At 53.9% G+C, this 17,899-nt stretch carries 19 protein-coding genes; 1 reads left to right on the forward strand and 18 read right to left on the reverse strand.

Annotated features, from left to right (window positions below):
- Positions 1-338: 338 nt before the first annotated feature.
- A complete protein-coding gene (locus tag GCU45_RS16565; RefSeq protein ID WP_152399687.1) occupies positions 339-878 on the reverse strand; it encodes a hypothetical protein in 540 nt (179 codons plus the stop codon).
- A 90-nt stretch (positions 879-968) separates the two neighbouring features.
- Between GCU45_RS16565 and GCU45_RS16570 the strand changes: the two genes are divergently transcribed.
- Positions 969-1,625, forward strand: a complete 657-nt coding sequence (locus GCU45_RS16570) for a TetR/AcrR family transcriptional regulator (RefSeq protein WP_152399688.1) — start codon at positions 969-971, stop codon at positions 1,623-1,625.
- A 46-nt stretch (positions 1,626-1,671) separates the two neighbouring features.
- Here the strand turns inward: GCU45_RS16570 and lysS are convergent, their stop codons facing one another.
- The 17 genes from lysS to nadA all read right to left on the reverse strand — a co-directional run bounded on the left by lysS (position 1,672) and on the right by nadA (position 17,854).
- On the reverse strand, positions 1,672-3,186 hold the full coding sequence (lysS, locus tag GCU45_RS16575; protein ID WP_152399689.1) for a lysine--tRNA ligase: 1,515 nt from the start codon (positions 3,184-3,186) through the stop codon (positions 1,672-1,674).
- A 200-nt stretch (positions 3,187-3,386) separates the two neighbouring features.
- Complete coding sequence (gene greA, locus GCU45_RS16580) at positions 3,387-3,863, reverse strand: transcription elongation factor GreA (RefSeq protein WP_076176695.1); 477 nt, start codon at positions 3,861-3,863, stop codon at positions 3,387-3,389.
- 269 nt (positions 3,864-4,132) lie between these two features.
- Positions 4,133-5,155 (reverse strand): tRNA dihydrouridine synthase DusB, encoded by a 1,023-nt coding sequence (gene dusB, locus GCU45_RS16585; RefSeq protein ID WP_089549449.1) that lies wholly within the window; start codon positions 5,153-5,155, stop codon positions 4,133-4,135.
- 64 nt (positions 5,156-5,219) lie between these two features.
- Positions 5,220-5,423, reverse strand: a complete 204-nt coding sequence (locus tag GCU45_RS16590; RefSeq protein WP_105442414.1) for a helix-turn-helix domain-containing protein — start codon at positions 5,421-5,423, stop codon at positions 5,220-5,222.
- On the reverse strand, positions 5,375-5,923 hold the full coding sequence (folK, locus tag GCU45_RS16595; RefSeq protein ID WP_152399690.1) for a 2-amino-4-hydroxy-6-hydroxymethyldihydropteridine diphosphokinase: 549 nt from the start codon (positions 5,921-5,923) through the stop codon (positions 5,375-5,377). The genes GCU45_RS16590 and folK overlap by 49 nt, the downstream gene beginning before the upstream one ends.
- A 9-nt stretch (positions 5,924-5,932) precedes the next feature.
- Positions 5,933-6,295, reverse strand: a complete 363-nt coding sequence (gene folB / locus GCU45_RS16600; protein ID WP_076176691.1) for a dihydroneopterin aldolase — start codon at positions 6,293-6,295, stop codon at positions 5,933-5,935.
- Between the two features lie 58 nt (positions 6,296-6,353).
- Entirely contained in the window at positions 6,354-7,178 is an 825-nt protein-coding gene (gene folP, locus GCU45_RS16605) for a dihydropteroate synthase (RefSeq protein ID WP_152403134.1), read from the reverse strand.
- A 35-nt stretch (positions 7,179-7,213) separates the two neighbouring features.
- Positions 7,214-8,101, reverse strand: a complete 888-nt coding sequence (locus GCU45_RS16610) for an aminotransferase class IV (protein ID WP_152399691.1) — start codon at positions 8,099-8,101, stop codon at positions 7,214-7,216.
- Entirely contained in the window at positions 8,098-8,679 is a 582-nt protein-coding gene (gene pabA / locus GCU45_RS16615) for an aminodeoxychorismate/anthranilate synthase component II (protein WP_152399692.1), read from the reverse strand. The genes GCU45_RS16610 and pabA overlap by 4 nt, the downstream gene beginning before the upstream one ends.
- A 4-nt stretch (positions 8,680-8,683) precedes the next feature.
- Entirely contained in the window at positions 8,684-10,282 is a 1,599-nt protein-coding gene (locus GCU45_RS16620) for an anthranilate synthase component I family protein (protein ID WP_152399693.1), read from the reverse strand.
- 192 nt (positions 10,283-10,474) lie between these two features.
- Positions 10,475-11,413: a cysteine synthase A gene (gene cysK, locus GCU45_RS16625; protein WP_152399694.1), complete on the reverse strand. Its 939-nt coding sequence runs from the start codon at positions 11,411-11,413 to the stop codon at positions 10,475-10,477.
- A gap of 250 nt (positions 11,414-11,663) precedes the next feature.
- Complete coding sequence (locus tag GCU45_RS16630) at positions 11,664-12,620, reverse strand: peptidyl-prolyl cis-trans isomerase (RefSeq protein ID WP_152399695.1); 957 nt, start codon at positions 12,618-12,620, stop codon at positions 11,664-11,666.
- A gap of 17 nt (positions 12,621-12,637) precedes the next feature.
- The gene (hslO, locus tag GCU45_RS16635; protein WP_152399696.1) at positions 12,638-13,522 is read right to left on the reverse strand and encodes an Hsp33 family molecular chaperone HslO; all 885 of its coding nucleotides are present in this window, start codon (positions 13,520-13,522) and stop codon (positions 12,638-12,640) included.
- Positions 13,523-13,630: 108 nt separating this feature from the next.
- Positions 13,631-14,398 (reverse strand): type III pantothenate kinase, encoded by a 768-nt coding sequence (locus tag GCU45_RS16640; RefSeq protein ID WP_145950194.1) that lies wholly within the window; start codon positions 14,396-14,398, stop codon positions 13,631-13,633.
- A 5-nt stretch (positions 14,399-14,403) separates the two neighbouring features.
- Positions 14,404-15,270 carry a carboxylating nicotinate-nucleotide diphosphorylase gene (nadC, locus tag GCU45_RS16645; RefSeq protein ID WP_152399697.1) on the reverse strand — a complete coding sequence of 289 codons (867 nt, stop codon included), beginning with the start codon at positions 15,268-15,270 and terminating at the stop codon, positions 14,404-14,406.
- Positions 15,260-16,876: an L-aspartate oxidase gene (gene nadB, locus GCU45_RS16650; protein ID WP_145165236.1), complete on the reverse strand. Its 1,617-nt coding sequence runs from the start codon at positions 16,874-16,876 to the stop codon at positions 15,260-15,262. Before nadB ends, nadC begins: the two co-directional genes overlap by 11 nt.
- Before the next feature lie 39 nt (positions 16,877-16,915).
- Entirely contained in the window at positions 16,916-17,854 is a 939-nt protein-coding gene (nadA, locus tag GCU45_RS16655; protein WP_145029928.1) for a quinolinate synthase NadA, read from the reverse strand.
- Between the last annotated feature and the right edge of the window lie 45 nt (positions 17,855-17,899).

Below are 17,899 nucleotides of genomic sequence, written 5' to 3' on the forward strand. Positions count from 1 at the left end.
CTCCGGTCATAAGACCGTCGCGTTTATACTCACTCGTTGTTCAGTTTTCAAAGATCAAACTTCGTTTCGTTGCCGGAAGCTCATCGCCTCAGCAACTTTTATAGTATATCATGTTCGGCCCAACTTAGCAAGCTCTTTTTTTAAATCTTTTTATCAGATTTAATATGAAAGCTTGTGATTTGATTCAAGTTTCAACCAAATCATTGGCCGGAGTATTAATATAACACGCATTGTTGTATTATGCAAGTCTTTTTCTGAAATTATTATTTAATTGTATATATACGGTGCCGACCGTTTGCCTAATCATGCATTTCATAACTGCGGCACCTGCTGATAAATCAGTAGCCTTTCTTCTTCCTTGGCCAAAGCGTATAACTGAAACTTATAACGAAATCAATGCCAACAATCCATGCCCAAAGTAAGGGAACTTGCTTAAGCGCTTCGGTTCGCTCGGGGTCATTGACGACTACAATCATGAGAAAGATCAGAATCGAACCGATGACCCAAGCCAGCGCATGTCTGAACCACCCTTGCCGCTCTCGTTTTGCATGTGCCTTCCCGTATTTAGGGGCCTTATGGGGCTTAGCCCCTCCTCCAAAACGATAGGCGAACCGCTCGTCGGCCCAATGAATCATCCGGTGGCCAAAAGCAATGGTTACACCGATGTACACCGCAGCCAGCCCATGCATAAATTCCGCCTCGGCTCCACCGCGCAGATCCATAATCGTAAGAATGATCAAGAGAAGGTCAACTACAGGAGTCATCAACAGCAGCGCGGCACCGCCCTTTTTCCATCCTGCCAAATACCGGACGCTAAGCCCGGCTAAAACCAAGACCCAGAAGGCTATTTCGCACCCAACAATCCATATACCGATCAAACCTATCTCACTCCTTATTTAATACAAATGTGCTAAAATCAATTTACCACAGTCGTACTAAATAAATCAAGCACGTGGTATAATGGAGACATGCCTAAAATTGTTGATCATGAACTCCAGAAAGCCAAAGTGGCCGAGGCCACCTGGCGCGTCATTCAGAAGCACGGTATCGAGCAAGCTTCCGTCCGAAACATTGCGGAAGAGGCGGGGATCTCCGTGGGTTCGATGCGGCATTATTTTTCAACCCAATCCGAGCTCCTGTCCTATTCCATGAAACGGGTATCAGAGCGGGTATCGCAGCGTATATATGATACGGTCTTCTCCGGTGACCTGATGCAGGACATTCCTTCTCTTCTGCATGAGGTTCTCCCTACCGACAACGAAAAGCGGCTGGAAATGGAGGTGTGGTTTTCTTTTGTCGTCAAGTCGCTGTCGGATGACTCCTTGCGTACGCTGCGCCATCAGGTGGACGACGAGCTGCGGTCGATTTTCGTTACCGTATTCAACGGCTTATCGGAAAGCCAGCTCCTGCTTCCCGGTCTGGATTTTGCCATCGAAGTGGAACGCTTCTACGCCGTCCTCGACGGCCTGGCCATCCATGCCGTGATGCGTCCGGAGCGTGTGACCCCCGAGGTCATGGTCGCGGTCATCAGGCGGCATTTGTTATCCTTATGCCAGCCGGGTGTCCATTCCATGGCACAGAAGCCTGACTCAAACGCAAAAAAGGAACAGCCGCGTGATACATGATCACGACAGCTGTTCCTTTTATTTATTTACCCTAAAAACCTGAAAACTACTCCTGACGATTCCGCATATGCGGGAAGAGCAGCACGTCACGGATCGACGGAGAATCCGTCAGCAGCATCACCAGACGGTCGATGCCGATGCCCAGACCACCGGTCGGCGGCATGCCGTACTCCAGCGCGGTGAGGAAATCCTCATCCATTTCATGCGCTTCGTCATTGCCCTGCTCGCGTTCCTTCAGCTGTGCTTCAAAACGCTGGCGCTGATCGATCGGGTCGTTCAGCTCGCTGAACGCATTGGCATGCTCACGGGCCACGATAAAGAGCTCAAAACGGTCGGTAAACCGCGGATCCTGCTCGTTTTTCTTCGCAAGCGGCGAAATTTCCACCGGATGCCCGGTCACAAACGTCGGCTGAATCAGCGTTTCCTCAACAAATTCCTCGAAGAACGCGTTAAGGATATGACCGAATGTCATATGCGGCTCGACTTTGACGTTATGCTCTTTGGCCAGACGGTGAGCTTCCTCGTCCGCCATATGCACGCCGAAGTCCACGCCTTTGACTTCCTTGACCGCATCCACCATGGATACCCGGCGCCAAGGCGGAGTCAGGTTGACTTCATGCCCTTGATAGTTGATGACTTTGGTGCCAAGCACTTCCTGCGCAATATGCGCGATCATGTTCTCGGTCAGGTTCATAATGTCTTGGTAATCGGCATAAGCCTCATACAGCTCGATCATCGTAAATTCCGGATTGTGGCGGGTGGAAATCCCCTCGTTACGATATACACGTCCGATTTCGTATACCTTCTCCAGACCGCCGACAATCAAGCGTTTCAAGTGAAGCTCGATGGCAATCCGCATATACAGCTGCATGTCCAGCGCGTTATGATGCGTAATAAACGGCTTGGCCGCGGCTCCGCCGGCAATCGCATGCAGTGTCGGAGTTTCAACTTCCAGGTAGCCCTGTGAATCCAGGTAACGGCGCATCGATTGAATAATCCGCGAGCGGGCAATAAACGTCTGCTGTACTTCCGGATTGATGATCAAATCCACATAACGCTGACGGTAACGAAGCTCCACGTCCTTGAGGCCATGGTATTTATCCGGCAACGGATAGAGGGATTTCGACAGAACCTCCACCTCGCTGGCCTTGATCGTCGTTTCCCCGGTCTTCGTCTTGAACATCGTTCCGGCGATGCCGACGATATCGCCCAGGTCCAGCAGGCGGAACGCCTCGAATGCATGCTCAGGCACGGAATCCTGGCGCACGTAGATCTGAATTTTGCCGCTGAGATCCTGAATATGGGCAAAAATAGCCTTACCCATGCCGCGCTTAGCCATAATCCGTCCGGCAACGCGAACTTCGGCGTGCTGCTCGTCCAGCTCTTCTTTCGTCATTCCATCGTATTTACTCAGCAGATCGCCGGCCATGCTGGTTCTGTCGTATTTTTTGCCAAAAGGATCGATCCCCAGTGCACGCAGCTCGTCCAGCTTGCTCCGGCGGATTTTCAGCATCTCGCTTAATTCAATTTCCTGTTCCTGGTTGTTCACTTCTTCTGACATGGTCAGTCTTCATCTCCTTCATTTCACTGCTAAACCTCTCCCGCTTGTCCAAGCGGCATGCCGTCTGCCATCTATATCCGAAAATAACCCCACCAAGTGGGGCCTTTCCTTTGCCTCGACGTTAGCTCAAGTGTTACATTCCACAATCTTGAAAAAAAGCTTCCTCAAGGAAGCTTTCTTTCAATCCTAAAGCATGGATATTACTTTTTGATATCGATGATTTTATATTGAATGACGCCCGCAGGAACGTTCACATCCACGACGGTTCCTTTTTGCTTGCCGATGATTGCTTTGCCGACCGGGCTTTCATTGGAAATTTTATTGTTCAGCGGATCGGATTCGGCACTACCGACGATCGTATATTCCATCGTATCGCCGAATTCCAGGTCCTGCACCGTTACCGTAGCACCTACGCCTACAATGTCCGTGTTGATCTCATCATTATTGATGATCCGGGCATTGCGCAGCATTTTTTCCAAAGTAATGATTCGGCCTTCAATAAAAGCCTGCTCGTTCTTGGCGTCTTCGTATTCGGAGTTCTCACTGATATCACCGTAGCCGATGGCAACCTTGATCCGCTCCGCGACTTCGCGGCGCTTCACCGATTTCAGGTTCTCGAGTTCGTCTTCCAGCTTCTTAAGTCCGTCCTGTGTAAGAATGACTTCTTTATCGCTCATCTTAACCGATTCTCCTGTCATGTAAATAAATTAAAAAACATCCTGCTTCCATAGAATGAACTAAAGAAACTTACGTTCTTGCTCCGTGGTCAGGAGATGGCAATGCTTACTTTAGTTCAATCTATATATATGCAAAACTATATGCAAAATTTGAAGGATCAGAACATCCTCCTGCTGCTTGTTAAACGAAGAGTCGAATTTATACTGCAAAATTATATGGTAACCGTTTCAAAATGTCAATGACAGGGGTGCAGCCGCGGCCGCCCATCTTATTGGGCCACCGCTTCCACACCTATTTCCTCGGCTTCCATTTCGGCACGCTGGTTCAGGTTTGCCACAAAATCCTCCAATATTCCGACCATTTCGTCGCGCTTCGTTCCTTCCATAATCTCATCCTTGATCCGCGCGGACCCTTTGAGACCCTTCAGGTACCATGCCAGGTGCTTGCGCATTTCGCGTACGGCCACGAACTCGCCTCTCAGCGCGATAAGACGGTCCATATGAAGAATCGCGATGCGGATCTTCTCTTCAGCCGCAGGCTCCGGAAGCAGCTCACCGCTCTTGAGGTACTCAATCGTACGGTACAACATCCACGGATTTCCCAAAGCGCCGCGTCCGATCATAACCCCGTCACATCCGGTTTCGTCGAGCATGCGCCGCGCGTCTTCCGGCGTAACCACGTCACCGTTACCGATGACTGGGATCGATACCGACTCTTTAACTTGCTTTATAATGCTCCAATCGGCATGTCCCGTATACAGCTGTTCCCGGGTTCTGCCGTGCAGGCTGACTGCCTGGCCTCCGGCGCGTTCTACCGCTTGGGCGTTCTCCACCGCATAAATGTGGTCGCTGTCCCATCCGGTTCGCATTTTCACGGTCACTGGTTTGTCGACTGCATCCACGACCGCGGAGACCATTTCATAAATTTTCTGGGGATCGAGCAGCCAGCGTGCACCGGCGTCGATTTTGGTCACTTTCGGAGCCGGACAGCCCATATTGATATCAATAATATCGGCGTTGGTCTGTTGATCCACAACTTTGGCTGCCTCCACCAGGGAATCCCGGTCTCCCCCGAAAATCTGCAGGCTGAGCGGCTTCTCGCGCTCATCTACATATAGCATTTCCCGCGTGCGCTGATTGCCGTGAACGATCGCCTTGCCGCTGACCATTTCTGCGCAGACCAGACCCGTTCCAAATTCCTTGGCGATAAGACGGAACGCAGGATTACACACGCCCGCCATCGGTGCCAGCACGACTTGGTTCTTCATTTCAATATCGCCAATCTTCAGCATCGCATCATTTCCCCCCTTATTATTCATTGTATATACATAAGCAGTATTCCTGCTTCTCAAAAGTCTAACCGTTCCTCAGTTCCTGAACAGATACACCCAGTGCTTCCGCTACTTTGATCAAAACCTGTTCTTCTGCACGACGGTTTCCCCGTTCGATGGCCCCCAGCACCGCAAGCGATATGCCGCTCTTGGCTGCGAGCTCCTGCTGTGTGTAGCCTTTTAGCTTCCGGAAGGCGCGGACGCGCTTCGCCAGCTGCATGTTTTCCAAAGCTGCAGACCTTCCTTTCCATCCAGCTTATCCAGAGCTGTCTCTACGATTGTATATAAGCCGGAAGGCTCGTCGGGAGGAACGATATCGGATAAGGGAACCAGCACGAAGGCGCGCTCCTCCATCCGGGGATGCGGCAGCACCAGTTCTTCCGTGTTCTCCCTGCGACCCTCCATCCAGATTAAATCCAAATCGACGGTCCGGGGCCCCCAATGGATCTCCCGAACGCGCCCAAGCCCATTCTCAATCCCCTGCATCACGTGCAGCAGTTCATGGGAATCCAAACTTGTGCGGACGCACACGGCCATATTTAAAAAGAGGGGCTGGTCCACATAACCCACAGGCTCCGTCTCATAAAGATGGGAACAGCGGGCTACCGTAATGCGGGGATCCTCATCCAGGCGCCGGATGGCTTCCATCAGCGTATGCTCGCGGTCACCCAAATTTGCCCCTAAAGCAATATAAGCCTCTGATAGCTCAGAGGTGAAATGTGCATTCATGGTGGAGTCTCACTTTCTTGTTCTATGCAGCTCCACAGTAACACCCTGAAAATGGATGTCAAATGGAGGATGCGGTTTGGTCACTTTGACCGTCAGTGCATTGATACTAGTATAAGTGTCCAGTACAACAGATGCAATACGTTCGGCTAAAGCTTCGATCAGGCGAAAAGACTCGGTTTCTACCACGTTTTTGACCGTTTCGTGGACTTCGGCATAATTTACCGTTTGGGTGAGATCGTCGTTCTCTCCGGCTGCGCGCAAATCCAGCTCCATGTCCAGATCGACGTAGAAGCGCTGGCCGAGCTTGCGCTCTTCCTCGAACACGCCGTGATACCCGTAATACTCCATGCGGTGAATGACCATTCTATCCATTTTCTACTCCGCCTCCCCAATAATCAACATCGTATCAAATGATCCTGTATATAAAACGTTATTCCCGACTCACAACTGCTGAAGTGTATATCATCGCATCGCACATTTTGACGGTTCGTTTGATCGATTTCACGTCATGGACCCTCACCAGCTGGCAGCCCTGGGCGATTCCGAATGCCACTGTGGCCGCGGTGCCCTCGACCAGATCATCCACCGGCAGATCCAGCACGCTGCGGATGAACTTTTTGCGGGACGTGGCCAGCAGCACGGGATATCCGATCTGGTTCAGACGGTCCAGCTGGGTCATCAGCTTCAAGTTGTGCTCTCCATTTTTGGCAAAACCGATCCCCGGGTCCAAAATAATATGTTCCCGCCGAACTCCGGCCGCCAAGGCGAGGCGCACGCTCTCTTTCAGGTCAGCGACGACGTCCTCCACAAAATCGGTGTAGGCCATGTCGTGCCGGTTATGCATCAGAATAATCGGACAGCCCAGCTCGGCTGCCACCTTCAGCATGTCCGGATCGCCTTTGCCTCCCCAAATATCGTTGATGATATGGGCACCGGCCAGAATGGCCTGGCGAGCCACTTCCGCCTTGTACGTATCGATCGAGATCGGAATGTGCGGGGCCGCTTTATGGATCGCCTCAATCACGGGAATCACGCGGGCCAATTCCTCTTCCGCGGATACCGGCGTATATCCCGGCCGGGTTGATTCTCCTCCGATATCGATCAGGTCGGCGCCGTCCAGCATCATTTTGAGCGCATGGCGTACGGCCGTGTCCGGATCCACATACCGGCCGCCGTCGGAGAAGGAATCGGGCGTTATATTTAATATGCCCATTACCTGGGTAGACTGTCCGAGCCTCAGCACGGCTTGATCCATCGTAAAGTTACGTTCGTAGATTGTCGTTTTCACTGTCAAATCCCTGCTTTCTGTCGGTACAAATCGAGCAGCCTGCGGGTGATCGGGCCGGCGGCGGCGTGACTCACTGTTCTGCCCGTTCCCTGCCTGTCCAGCAGGAGCGTAACGGGCACAAGCTCTTGGATGGAGCTGGTCACGAACACCTCATCTGCGGCCAGCAGATCTTCCCATGTATACAGGCCTTCCGTGCAGCGGATGCCGGCCTCGCCGGCGAGCTCAAGCACAACCTGGCGCGTAATGCCAGGCAGCAGCCCGGTGGAAGCATCAGGTGTATAGAGTTCCCCTTCTTTCACAAAAAACACATTGCTGACGACGCCTTCGCTAACATGTCCGCGCTCATCGAGCATCAGGCCTTCCGCCTGGAGGGTACGCGGATCACTCACAGCCGCCAGCTCTCTTTTCGCCAAAATGTTGTTCATGTAATGGAGCGACTTTAGGCGGATCGGAGTTTCAGGAGAGTTACGCCGCGTGTCCAGCAGCTGCAGGGCTTTTCCTTGGGTATAGAGGTTCTCAGGCACCTCCGGCAGCGCCTTCACAAGCAGAACATGATTGGGACGGCTGTACTCCTCCCCGGGAAGCCCAAGAACATCAACGCCAGCGCTGACGGTATAACGGATGTAAGCCTCCTCAAGGCCGTTCTCCTTCATCAAGGCTTCAATCCAGCCGGGCATGGACGCAAGGGCATCCTCCGCCGAAAAGGGAATGCCCAGCATCCGGCAGCCCTCTGCCATCCGCTTCAAGTGCCTCTCCAGCAAAAAGGGCCGGCCGCGGTATGTCCGCAGCGTCTCGAACAGCCCCATTCCGTATAAAAAGCCGTGATCCATTACAGGTACCACGGCGTCGGCGGCATCCACGATCCCGCCGTTCAATCCTATCTTCTTCATGCTTTGGCGCCTGCGGTCTGCTTCAGGAAATTACGCAGTATTTGATGCCCGTGATCGGTGATGATCGACTCCGGATGGAACTGGACGCCTTCAATCGGATACTCCTTATGACGCAGTCCCATAATCTCGCCTTCCTCGGTTTCTGCGGTGATCTCCAGGCAGTCCGGCAGACTGTCCCGCTCCACCAGCAGCGAGTGGTATCTTGTCGCCGTAAATGGCGAAGGAAGACCCTCGAACACAGAGGTGCCGTGATGATGGATCGGCGATGTTTTTCCGTGCATCAGCCGTTCAGCACGGATGACATTGCCGCCGAATGCCTGCCCAATGGCCTGGTGACCCAAGCATACGCCGAAAATCGGGATTTTTCCCTTAAAATTCGCAATCGTCTCCAGGCTGATCCCCGCCTCGTTTGGCGTGCAGGGACCCGGGGAAATCAAAATATGGTCGGGTGCAAGCTCCTCAATGCCGGACACGGTAATTTCATCGTTGCGGTACACCTTCACTTCCTGTCCGAGTTCCCCCAAGTACTGCACCAGATTGTACGTAAAAGAGTCATAATTGTCGATAACCAAAATCATATGCTCATCCCCTTATCCCAGATTTGGCGGCGGATTCCTTTTCGCTTGCGAGAACCGCCAGGATCATGCCTTTAGCTTTGTTTTGGCATTCCCGGTATTCCCGGTAAGGGTCGGAATCGATGACGATTCCCGCCCCGGCCTGGATATATCCCGTACCTTCCAGGACGGCCATCGTTCTTATGATAATATTTAATTCCATATTGCCGTTGTAGTCAATCCAGCCGATTGAGCCGGTGTATGGCCCGCGCCTTACGGGTTCCAGCTCCTCGATGATCTCCATCGTCCTCACCTTAGGGGCGCCCGTGATGGTTCCTCCCGGGAAAAAAGCCGCGATCACGTCGTACACGCCTTTGCCCGGAGCGAGCCGGCCTTCCACCTGAGAAACGAGATGCATCACATGGGAGTAATGCTCGACGGTCATCAGCTCCGGGACGTGCACCGAGCCGTACGCCGCTACCTTCCCCAGATCGTTACGTTCGAGATCCACCAGCATGATATGCTCGGCTCTCTCCTTCTCGCTGCCCAGCAGCTCGGCCGCCATAGCCGCATCCTCCTGCGGGGTCAGACCCCGGCGCCTCGTGCCGGCGATCGGGCGGGTGCTGATCCGCTCCCCCTGAAGCTTCACCAGCAGTTCCGGAGAGCCGCTGACCAGCGTGAATCCCGGAGAGCGCAGAAGCCCCATGTAAGGGGAAGGGTTCAGCAGGCGGAGCCATTCATAGGCCTGCTCCGGCGGCGAATGGAGGTCCAGCTCCTGACGGAGCGACAGATTCACCTGGAAGACGTCCCCTTCGCGAATGTACTGCTGGATGGCCCGCACAGCCTGTTCGAAGGATTCCTGCGGGAATCCGGTACGCAGCTGCGGCCACTCCTGCCGTGGAGACAGCTCCTCCGCCTGCTTTCGCCGCCGGTCCGCTTCGGCCTGGATCCCGTCGTCCAGGTTCACCATGGACAGCCACAACGACTGCATGGACCGGGCACGCTCGGCAGCCTCCTCGTAAAGAACACCCAGCCTTTGCCCGATCAGATCCCTGTCCAGCCCTTCTGCATCAAAATGCACATGGACCGTGCAGTACACCTTCTGGCTGTCTGCATCATGTACCCACAACTCTTCCATCCGCATCCACAAATAATCCGGGAATGCCGGAAGATCGGCCGCGGTGGACGGCAGATTTTCAAGGGAACGAACGATGTCATACCCTAGAAAACCAACGCATCCTCCAAGAAGGGGCGGCAAATCTGGATCCGGCTGCTGGGGAGCCCGGTACGGCGCCATCCACCGCTGCAGCACCTGCAGCGGACTTCCGTCCACCTTCTCAGTCGCCCCGCTCAGCACGTGCGTCACAACGCCACCGTGATCTTTTCCGTGAAGAACCGACACCGGCCGCAGCCCCAGGTAGGTATACCGCCCCTCCTTACCGCTCTCGAGTACGAAGGAATAGGGCGAAGCCTGTTCCCAGGCTGACGTCCAAGCCGCCGGGAGCTCCCCTTCTTCCTGCCGGTCCCATCCTCCGGACGACAGCACATATGGAAACATCGTAATGCCCTCTGCGGCCCAAGTCATCCATTGATCCAAGGTGATCAAACCGCGCTTATTTCTCTTCATTTTCTGATCCCCTTTTAGTAACAAGACCCGTCTATTGGTTGTCAGTATACTTGGAGTCGGCAGGTTTGAAAAGACTTTTTCCAAAAAGATGCCTGATTTGGCTGCCAATGAGCAGCTGCATGAACAAAAAAAACCTGCAGCCGGATAGACCGGCAGCAGGGGCGAGAGTTTTTACAATGTATAAGACGCTAATTACGCCTCAAAGTTATACAGCGGTGTGCTCAAATAGCGTTCGCCGTTACTTGGGATGACTACCACGACACGTTTGCCTTTACCGAGCTCTTTGGCCACTTGAAGTGCGGCGAACACGGCAGCGCCGGAAGAAATACCGGACAGGACGCCTTCTTCTTTGGCGATACGGCGTGCCGTTTCAAAGGCTTCGTCGTTCTCCACGTGAATGATTTCATCGTAGATGTCACGGTTAAGGATATCCGGAATAAAGTTGGCGCCCAGACCTTGAATTTTGTGCGGTCCTGGTTTGCCTCCTGCCAGAATTGGAGAAGCCGCAGGCTCAACAGCCACGATCTTGACGTCAGGGAAGCGGTTCTTCAGCACTTCGCCGGCACCGGAAATCGTTCCGCCCGTTCCGATTCCTGCCACGAAGGCGTCGAGGGAGCCGCCGATGGATTCAATCGCTTCCACAATTTCCGGACCCGTCGTTTCGCGGTGAATCTTCACGTTGGCCGGGTTTTTGAACTGCTCAGCCATGAAGTAATCCGGATTTTCCTTCACGATTTCTTCGGCTTTCTTAACGGCACCGTTCATGCCTTCAGCTCCCGGTGTCAGAACCAATTCTGCACCGTAGGCGCGAAGCAGGTTGCGGCGCTCAAGGCTCATCGTTTCAGGCATGACGATCACGGCTTTGTAGCCTTTGGCTGCAGCTACCATAGCCAGACCGATACCGGTGTTGCCGCTTGTCGCTTCCACAATCGTACCGCCAGGCTTCAGAAGGCCGTCCTTCTCCGCTTGTTCGACGATGCTGATCGCAATCCGGTCCTTAACGCTGGAGCCCGGATTTTGATATTCCAGCTTCAAGTAAATTTCCGCGCTGTCTTCCGGTGCAAGCCGGTTCAGCCGGACAAGGGGTGTTCCTCCGATTAATTCCGTTACGTTGTTGACGACCTTAGCCATAGGTAAATCCTCCCTGTTTATAATGAATTTGATGAATAACTGCTGTATACAAAATTCTAGAAAGAGAATCTGGCTGGCTTGGATCAAACTATATCCGAGTAAATAAGTAGGTATTTATACCTTCATCTTATCAACCTTCCACCTCAATGTCAATACGAACCCGGACGTAAGGCCTGGTTGTAAACAAAGAAAACATCCTGAAAACGTATGTAAGCCAGGGCACATCATCTTGCCTGCCGCTTCTGTCGTTTCAGGATGCTTTGGATGGCGATATTTTGATCAAAATTTTGGCGTCATATTTGTTTCTCAACTGTTCTTCCAGCTGCGAAAGGGGGACAGCCTCGCTTAAGGCCAGCTGTTTGCGGGCCTCCAGAATGATCTCCTCGCTGCTCTTGGTACTGCCGTTCTCCACGCTGATCAGCTGGACGACCGCATATCCGTCATTTAGCCGTACCGGACCCGCTGCGTCCCCTGGCTTCAGGGTTGAGGCTGTCTGCAGTACTTCCGGAGCAATAAAAGGATCATCCTCTTCCACCGTCCCCAGGTCACCGCCTTGATCGCGTGTAAATTCATCCAGGGAGTACGCTGCCGCCAGCGTGCTGAAATCCTCTCCCTGCTGCAGGCGGTCAAGCACCCGATTCGCCTCATCTTCGGTATCCGTCTGAATCCAGGCAAGATGATAAGCCTTCTTGGCTGCAAACTCCTCTTGATGCTGATCGATATAACGCTGTACCTCCGCATCCGTGATGCGAATTCCTGCGGTTGCGATCTTTTGCAGTGTGAGACGGTACTCGGTTTCCGCCCGGATTTCCTCGGGAGTCAGGTTCAGCTGGTCGGCCATCTCCCGATAATAGTCGTCCGGGGAAGCGTAACCCTGCATTTCCCGGTTAATCTCCTCCGTCACTTCCTCCGGGGTCACCTTAATTTTCAGGGACTGGGCTTCCGCATATACCGCCTTGTGATTCAGCATCTGCGTCAATGCTTCCTCCCCGTGCGTCCGTTTCAGCTCCTCGACCCAATCGCTTTCCGTAATGGTGCTGCCGTTAAAAGACGCCACCGCATCCGCCCCTGCTTGCTTGTCTTCAGCCGGTGACGGCTCATCTGCCGGTTTAAGTCCACGGATGACAATCAGACTCCCCATAAACAACACGCCCGCTGCCAAAATAATGACCGCGGCCCACAGCCCCTTCTCCTGTCTGGTTATCATATCATCGAACCCGCCCCTTACTTCATGGCTTGTTCAAGAATCTGCTGCAGTTGTTCCCTGTCAAAATCATACGCTTCATTGCAGAAATGGCACACCACTTCCGCCTGTCCATCTTCCTCGATCAAACGCTCCAGTTCCGCTTGGCCCAGGCTGACCAGCGTTTGCTCTACCCGGTCACGAGAGCACTGACAGCGAAACATGATGTCCATCTCTTCGAGAACCTCTACATCGGGAAGCAGCTGCTTCAGCATATCTTCCAACTCCAGTCCTTGGTCCAGCAGGGTGGTTACCGGCGGAATCGCGCTTACCGCCTGCTCGATCGCCGTGATTTCCTCATCGGAAAGGCCCGGAAGCAGCTGAATGATAAAGCCACCGGCCACGAGCACGGAATTGTCGGGAGCGACGAGTACGCCCAGGCCAACCGCAGTAGGGGTTTGCTCCGATACGGCAAAATAATACGTAAAGTCCTCTCCGAGCTCTCCCGAAATAATCGGTACGCTTCCGCGGTAAGGCTCTTTGAGGCCCAGGTCTTTCGTTACGTGCAGGTATCCCTCACGGCCAACCGCGCCGGCTACGTCGAGTTTTCCCTGGCTGTTGCTGGGCAAATGGACATGCGGATTAGTGACGTATCCCGTCACTTCGCCAAAGGAGTTGGCTTCTACGACGATCTGTCCGATCGGTCCGTCGCCCTTGACTTGAATGCTCAGCTTTTCCTTGCCCTTCAGCATGGCGCCCATCATACCAGCGGCTGTCAGCGTGCGTCCCAGCGCCGCTGTGGCGGTAGGCCACGTATCATGCCTTCTGCGAAGCTCGTCAACGAGAGCCGTCGTTCTCACCGCGAAAGCCCGGACCCGTCCGTTCATGGCCGTGCCCCGGATGAGGCGGTCCTGTTTGTTTTCCATTATGTGTACTGCCTCCTTTATTGGATGAGCCGGGAAGGCTCTGCCATTATCTATCTATTTTACCGCAAAACAGGCCTTTTTGGTGATCCGGTTGATCTTTCTGGCAATTCAGCGGTTGCGCTCATAAATAATCCGGAGGCCGTCGAGCGTCAGAAGCGGATTCACTTCCTGGATAACCTTCGTTTCACTGGCGATCAGATCCGCCAGTCCGCCCGTTGCGACCACTTTCAAGGAGGGCACCTGCATCTCGCCGCGAATCCGCTCTACAACGCCGTCAACCTGCCCGGCATATCCGAAAATAATGCCTGCCTGCATCGCATGGACAGTATTTCGTCCGATGACCTTTTTGGGCTTCTCAAGCTCAATCCGAGGCAGCTTCGATGCGCGCTGATACAGCGCTTCGGTCGCAATGCCGATGCCCGGGACAATCAGGCCGCCGAGATAGGCGCCTTTGGCATCAATGCAGTCAAAGGTGGTAGCCGTGCCAAAGTCGATCACGACGAGCGGGCCCTGGTACTTCTCCACGGCGGCAACCGCGTTGGCGATCCGGTCAGCCCCGACCTCGCGCGGATTTTCGTAACGCAGATTGAGCCCGGTTTTAATCCCCGGTCCCACGATGAGCGGCGAATGGTGGATATATTTTTGGCACATCTCCTCAATGACATGGACCATAGGCGGCACCACCGAAGAAATGATCACGCCCTCAATGTCGCTGACCGGGATCCCGGACATCTGAAACATGTTCCGGAACATAATGCCGTACTCGTCCGGCGTGGAATGATTGACCGTGCTGAGACGGAAATGATGCAATAGCTCCCGGTTTCTGTATATCCCCAAGACGATGTTCGTATTCCCGATGTCGATCACCAGAATCACGGGGGCTATCCCTCCTTCACCGCATTGAGATCGAGGCTGATGTCCAGACTGTCGAAGGAATACGTCAGTCTGCCGACCGAAATGACGTCGACGCCGCAGGCCGCGATCCCCTTCACAGTCTTCAAAGACACGTTGCCGGAGGCCTCCACGGTCACATGCGGGGACTTGGCCTTAATACGCCGGACGGCCTCTTTCATCAGATCCTGGCTCATGTTATCCAGCATGATGATGTCCGCACCGGCTTCCAGCGCTTCCTCAACCTGATCAAGCGATTCCGTCTCCACTTCGATGGTCATCGTATGCGGGATAAACGCCCGGGCACGCTCCACGGCCTGGCGGATTCCGCCGGCGCCTTTAATATGGTTGTCCTTGATCATCACAGCATCATACAGCCCGAAACGGTGGTTGGCTCCCCCGCCGACGCGCACCGCGTATTTCTCCAGCATGCGGTGTCCCGGCGTCGTCTTCCGGGTATCGACCAAGCGGGTAGGCAGGCCCTCCAGCGCATCCACGAACGAACGTGTCCGGGTCGCAATGCCTGACAGGCGCTGCAGCAAATTCAAGGCCAGCCGCTCCCCCGTCAAAATCCGGTGCGTGCTGCCTTCCACGACAGCGAGTACCGTTCCCTTCTTTACGAAATCGCCTTCCGATACTTGAGGCGTGAACGTGAGCGCAGGGTCCACGACTTGAAACACGAGCTCCGATACGGGAAGTCCAGCTATCACGCCATCTTCCTTGGCATGAATGATTCCCTTGGATTCATGTCCTGCCGGGATGGTCGACAGCGTCGTCACATCTCCCGATCCAACGTCCTCTCTCAGCCACAGCCGGATGGATTCCACAAGACTTTCATCATAACCGTTAAACGTCATCGCTGATTTCCTCCACTATTTCTTGATCCCGCCGCTGCAGCAGATGCTTGCGCCAGCCTTCGTCATCCCGCAGTGGGAAGTCTTCGCGGTAATGCGCCCCACGGCTCTCTTCCCGGGACAATGCCGCGCTGGTCACCAGCAGACTGCTGGTCAGCATGTTGGCAAATTCAAATTCCTCACGCTTGCTCAGTCCGGACTGGAAAATCGGCAGCTGGCGCTTCAGTTCATCCAGCCCCTTCAGCAGCAGCGTCTTGTTCCGGCGCAGTCCAACATAACGCACCATAACTTTCTGAAGCTTGAGCCGGCGCTCTACAATGGCCTGCCTTGGCGATTCCAGGCGCCCCTCATCGACCCGGATATCTTTGGGTTCCCAGTCCAGCGGGGACAGTTCCTGCAGGCGGTTCACAATACGCCGTCCAAACACGATCGCTTCGGAGAGCGAGTTACTGGCCAGTCGGTTGGCGCCGTGCACGCCGGTCGAGGACACTTCGCCGCAGGCAAACAGCCGCTTGATGCTGCTCTCACCGTTCAGGTCCGTTTTGACGCCGCCCATCATATAATGCGCAGCCGGAGCCACTGGAATCCAGTCCGTCGACATATCCAATCCGTAAGTCATGCACGTTTCGTAAATGGTCGGAAACCGATGCTTAAGCATATCCTCCGGCTCATGAGTGATATCCAAATAGACGAAGGTGGATTTCGTTTCTTCCATTTCGCTGAGGATCGCCCGGGCGACAATGTCGCGCGGCGCCAATTCGAGCAGCTCATGGTATTTTTCCATAAAACGTTCGCCTTTAATATTCCGCAGAACGGCGCCTTCGCCCCGAACCGCCTCGGAGATTAAAAACCTCGGAGCACCCGGATAACAGAGAGCCGTCGGGTGAAACTGAATAAACTCCATATCCCGTACCTCAGCCCCCGCCCGATAGGCAATCGCCACACCATCAGCCGTGGCCACTTCCGGATTGGTGGTGTACCGGTAGAGCTGTCCCGCGCCGCCGGAACAAAGCACGGTCGCGTTCGCCTGCACAAAGATCCGCTGCCCGTCGGGACGCTGAACCAGTGCTCCCTTGCACTCGCCGTCTTCTGTAATAACGTCTATTACAAAGTGATGCTCCCATACCTCAATATGATCATGCTCCGCCACTTTCTCGGCCAGCGCTCTGACAATTTCGTAGCCGGTCGCGTCCCCGTTGGCATGCAAAATCCGCCGGTGGCTGTGCGCGCCTTCCTGGGTCAGGGCAAGCTCCCCGTTCTCCAGGTCAAACGTTGTGCCGAGCCGGATCAGCTCCTTGACGCCCTCAGGGCCTTCATTGACCAAGAGGTCCACCGAGGAGGATGAACACAGCCCTGCCCCTGCCATCAGCGTATCCTGCCGGTGATACTGTGGGGAATCGTCCTCCGAAATGACCGCGGCAATCCCCCCTTGTGCGTACCGGGTGTTGCTTTCGAGCAGTGCCTTTTTCGTGATCATGATGACGTGCCGGTCCTGGCTTGCCTGAATCGCCGTAAACAGTCCGGCTATGCCCGAGCCGATGACGATGACATCCGTCTTGGTCCGGGGCAAAGTCTGCAGATCAAAGTCAACCAGATATTGTGGAATCATGTGCCTGTTCACCTGTCTTAAGAGAAAGAGTAGCGCATGCTACTGTACTTGTAACATGCGCTCTAAAGAAGTTCTGGCTTTATCTGCAACAACCGGCGGCACGTAGATTTGCGGCTTCATGGTTTCCAGACACTTCACCAGTTTTTTCAGATTGTTCACCTTCATGTTCGGGCATACCAAAAACTTGGTGGCGAAATGAAACTCCTTATCCGGGCTGTCGAGACGAAGCTGGTATCCGGTACCGTCTTCGGTTCCGACGATAAACTGTTTGCTGCTTGATTTTTTGCAGTATTCCAAAATTGCCGTAGTGCTGCCGACGAAATCGCCCATAGCCACGACCTCCGGACGGCATTCCGGGTGTACGACAAACTCGGCGTCGGGATATTTGGCTCTCATCTCCACAACGTCTTTTACCGTCAGCATATCATGCGTATTGCAGTACCCTTCCCAAATGATGAGCTTTTTGTCGGTATGCTGCTGCACATAGTGACCCAAATTTTTGTCCGGTACCCAGATGATCTCATCGGAATCGACCGATTGAATCACTTTTACCGCATTAGAAGAGGTACAGCAAATATCCGTTTCCGCCTTGATCTCTGCCGAAGAGTTGATATACGTAACCACTTTGGCGTTAGGATGCTGCGCTTTCAGTTTGCGGAGTCCGTCCACGTTGACCATATCGGCCATTGGACAGCCTGCACGCTCATCCGGAATCAGCACCGTTTTGTTCGGAGCCAGAATCTTAGCGCTTTCACCCATAAAATGAACGCCGCAGAAGACAATGACTTCCGCATCGGTTTGAGCCGCTTTCTGGGCAAGCAGGAAGGAATCGCCACGGAAATCCGCTACTTCCTGAATTTCATCCCTTTGATAATAATGCGCCAAAATAATGGCGTTTCTTTCCTTCTTCAGCTTAAGCAGCTTCTCCGTCAGTTCCCGCTTTTGTTCCTGCTTATGCTCCAGTGCCAGAGCTTCCACCAGTAACCCACTCCCTCTGAAATCCCATGATTTTACCCGGTTGAT

Origin of the sequence: Paenibacillus cellulositrophicus (assembly GCF_009363095.1) — a bacterium.
GTDB lineage: Bacteria > Bacillota > Bacilli > Paenibacillales > Paenibacillaceae > Paenibacillus_AQ > Paenibacillus_AQ favisporus.

Coding starts and splice junctions, on each gene's coding strand:
- GCU45_RS16570 (WP_152399688.1), top strand. CDS start 969: ATGCCTAAAATTGTTGATCATGAACTCCAGAAAGCCAAAGTGGCCGAG.
- lysS (WP_152399689.1), bottom strand. CDS start 3,186: ATGTCAGAAGAAGTGAACAACCAGGAACAGGAAATTGAATTAAGCGAG.
- greA (WP_076176695.1), bottom strand. CDS start 3,863: ATGAGCGATAAAGAAGTCATTCTTACACAGGACGGACTTAAGAAGCTG.
- dusB (WP_089549449.1), bottom strand. CDS start 5,155: ATGCTGAAGATTGGCGATATTGAAATGAAGAACCAAGTCGTGCTGGCA.
- folK (WP_152399690.1), bottom strand. CDS start 5,923: ATGAATGCACATTTCACCTCTGAGCTATCAGAGGCTTATATTGCTTTA.
- folB (WP_076176691.1), bottom strand. CDS start 6,295: ATGGATAGAATGGTCATTCACCGCATGGAGTATTACGGGTATCACGGC.
- folP (WP_152403134.1), bottom strand. CDS start 7,178: ATGGATCAAGCCGTGCTGAGGCTCGGACAGTCTACCCAGGTAATGGGC.
- GCU45_RS16610 (WP_152399691.1), bottom strand. CDS start 8,101: ATGAAGAAGATAGGATTGAACGGCGGGATCGTGGATGCCGCCGACGCC.
- pabA (WP_152399692.1), bottom strand. CDS start 8,679: ATGATTTTGGTTATCGACAATTATGACTCTTTTACGTACAATCTGGTG.
- GCU45_RS16620 (WP_152399693.1), bottom strand. CDS start 10,282: ATGAAGAGAAATAAGCGCGGTTTGATCACCTTGGATCAATGGATGACT.
- cysK (WP_152399694.1), bottom strand. CDS start 11,413: ATGGCTAAGGTCGTCAACAACGTAACGGAATTAATCGGAGGAACACCC.
- GCU45_RS16630 (WP_152399695.1), bottom strand. CDS start 12,620: ATGATAACCAGACAGGAGAAGGGGCTGTGGGCCGCGGTCATTATTTTG.
- hslO (WP_152399696.1), bottom strand. CDS start 13,522: ATGGAAAACAAACAGGACCGCCTCATCCGGGGCACGGCCATGAACGGA.
- nadC (WP_152399697.1), bottom strand. CDS start 15,270: ATGACGTTTAACGGTTATGATGAAAGTCTTGTGGAATCCATCCGGCTG.
- nadB (WP_145165236.1), bottom strand. CDS start 16,876: ATGATTCCACAATATCTGGTTGACTTTGATCTGCAGACTTTGCCCCGG.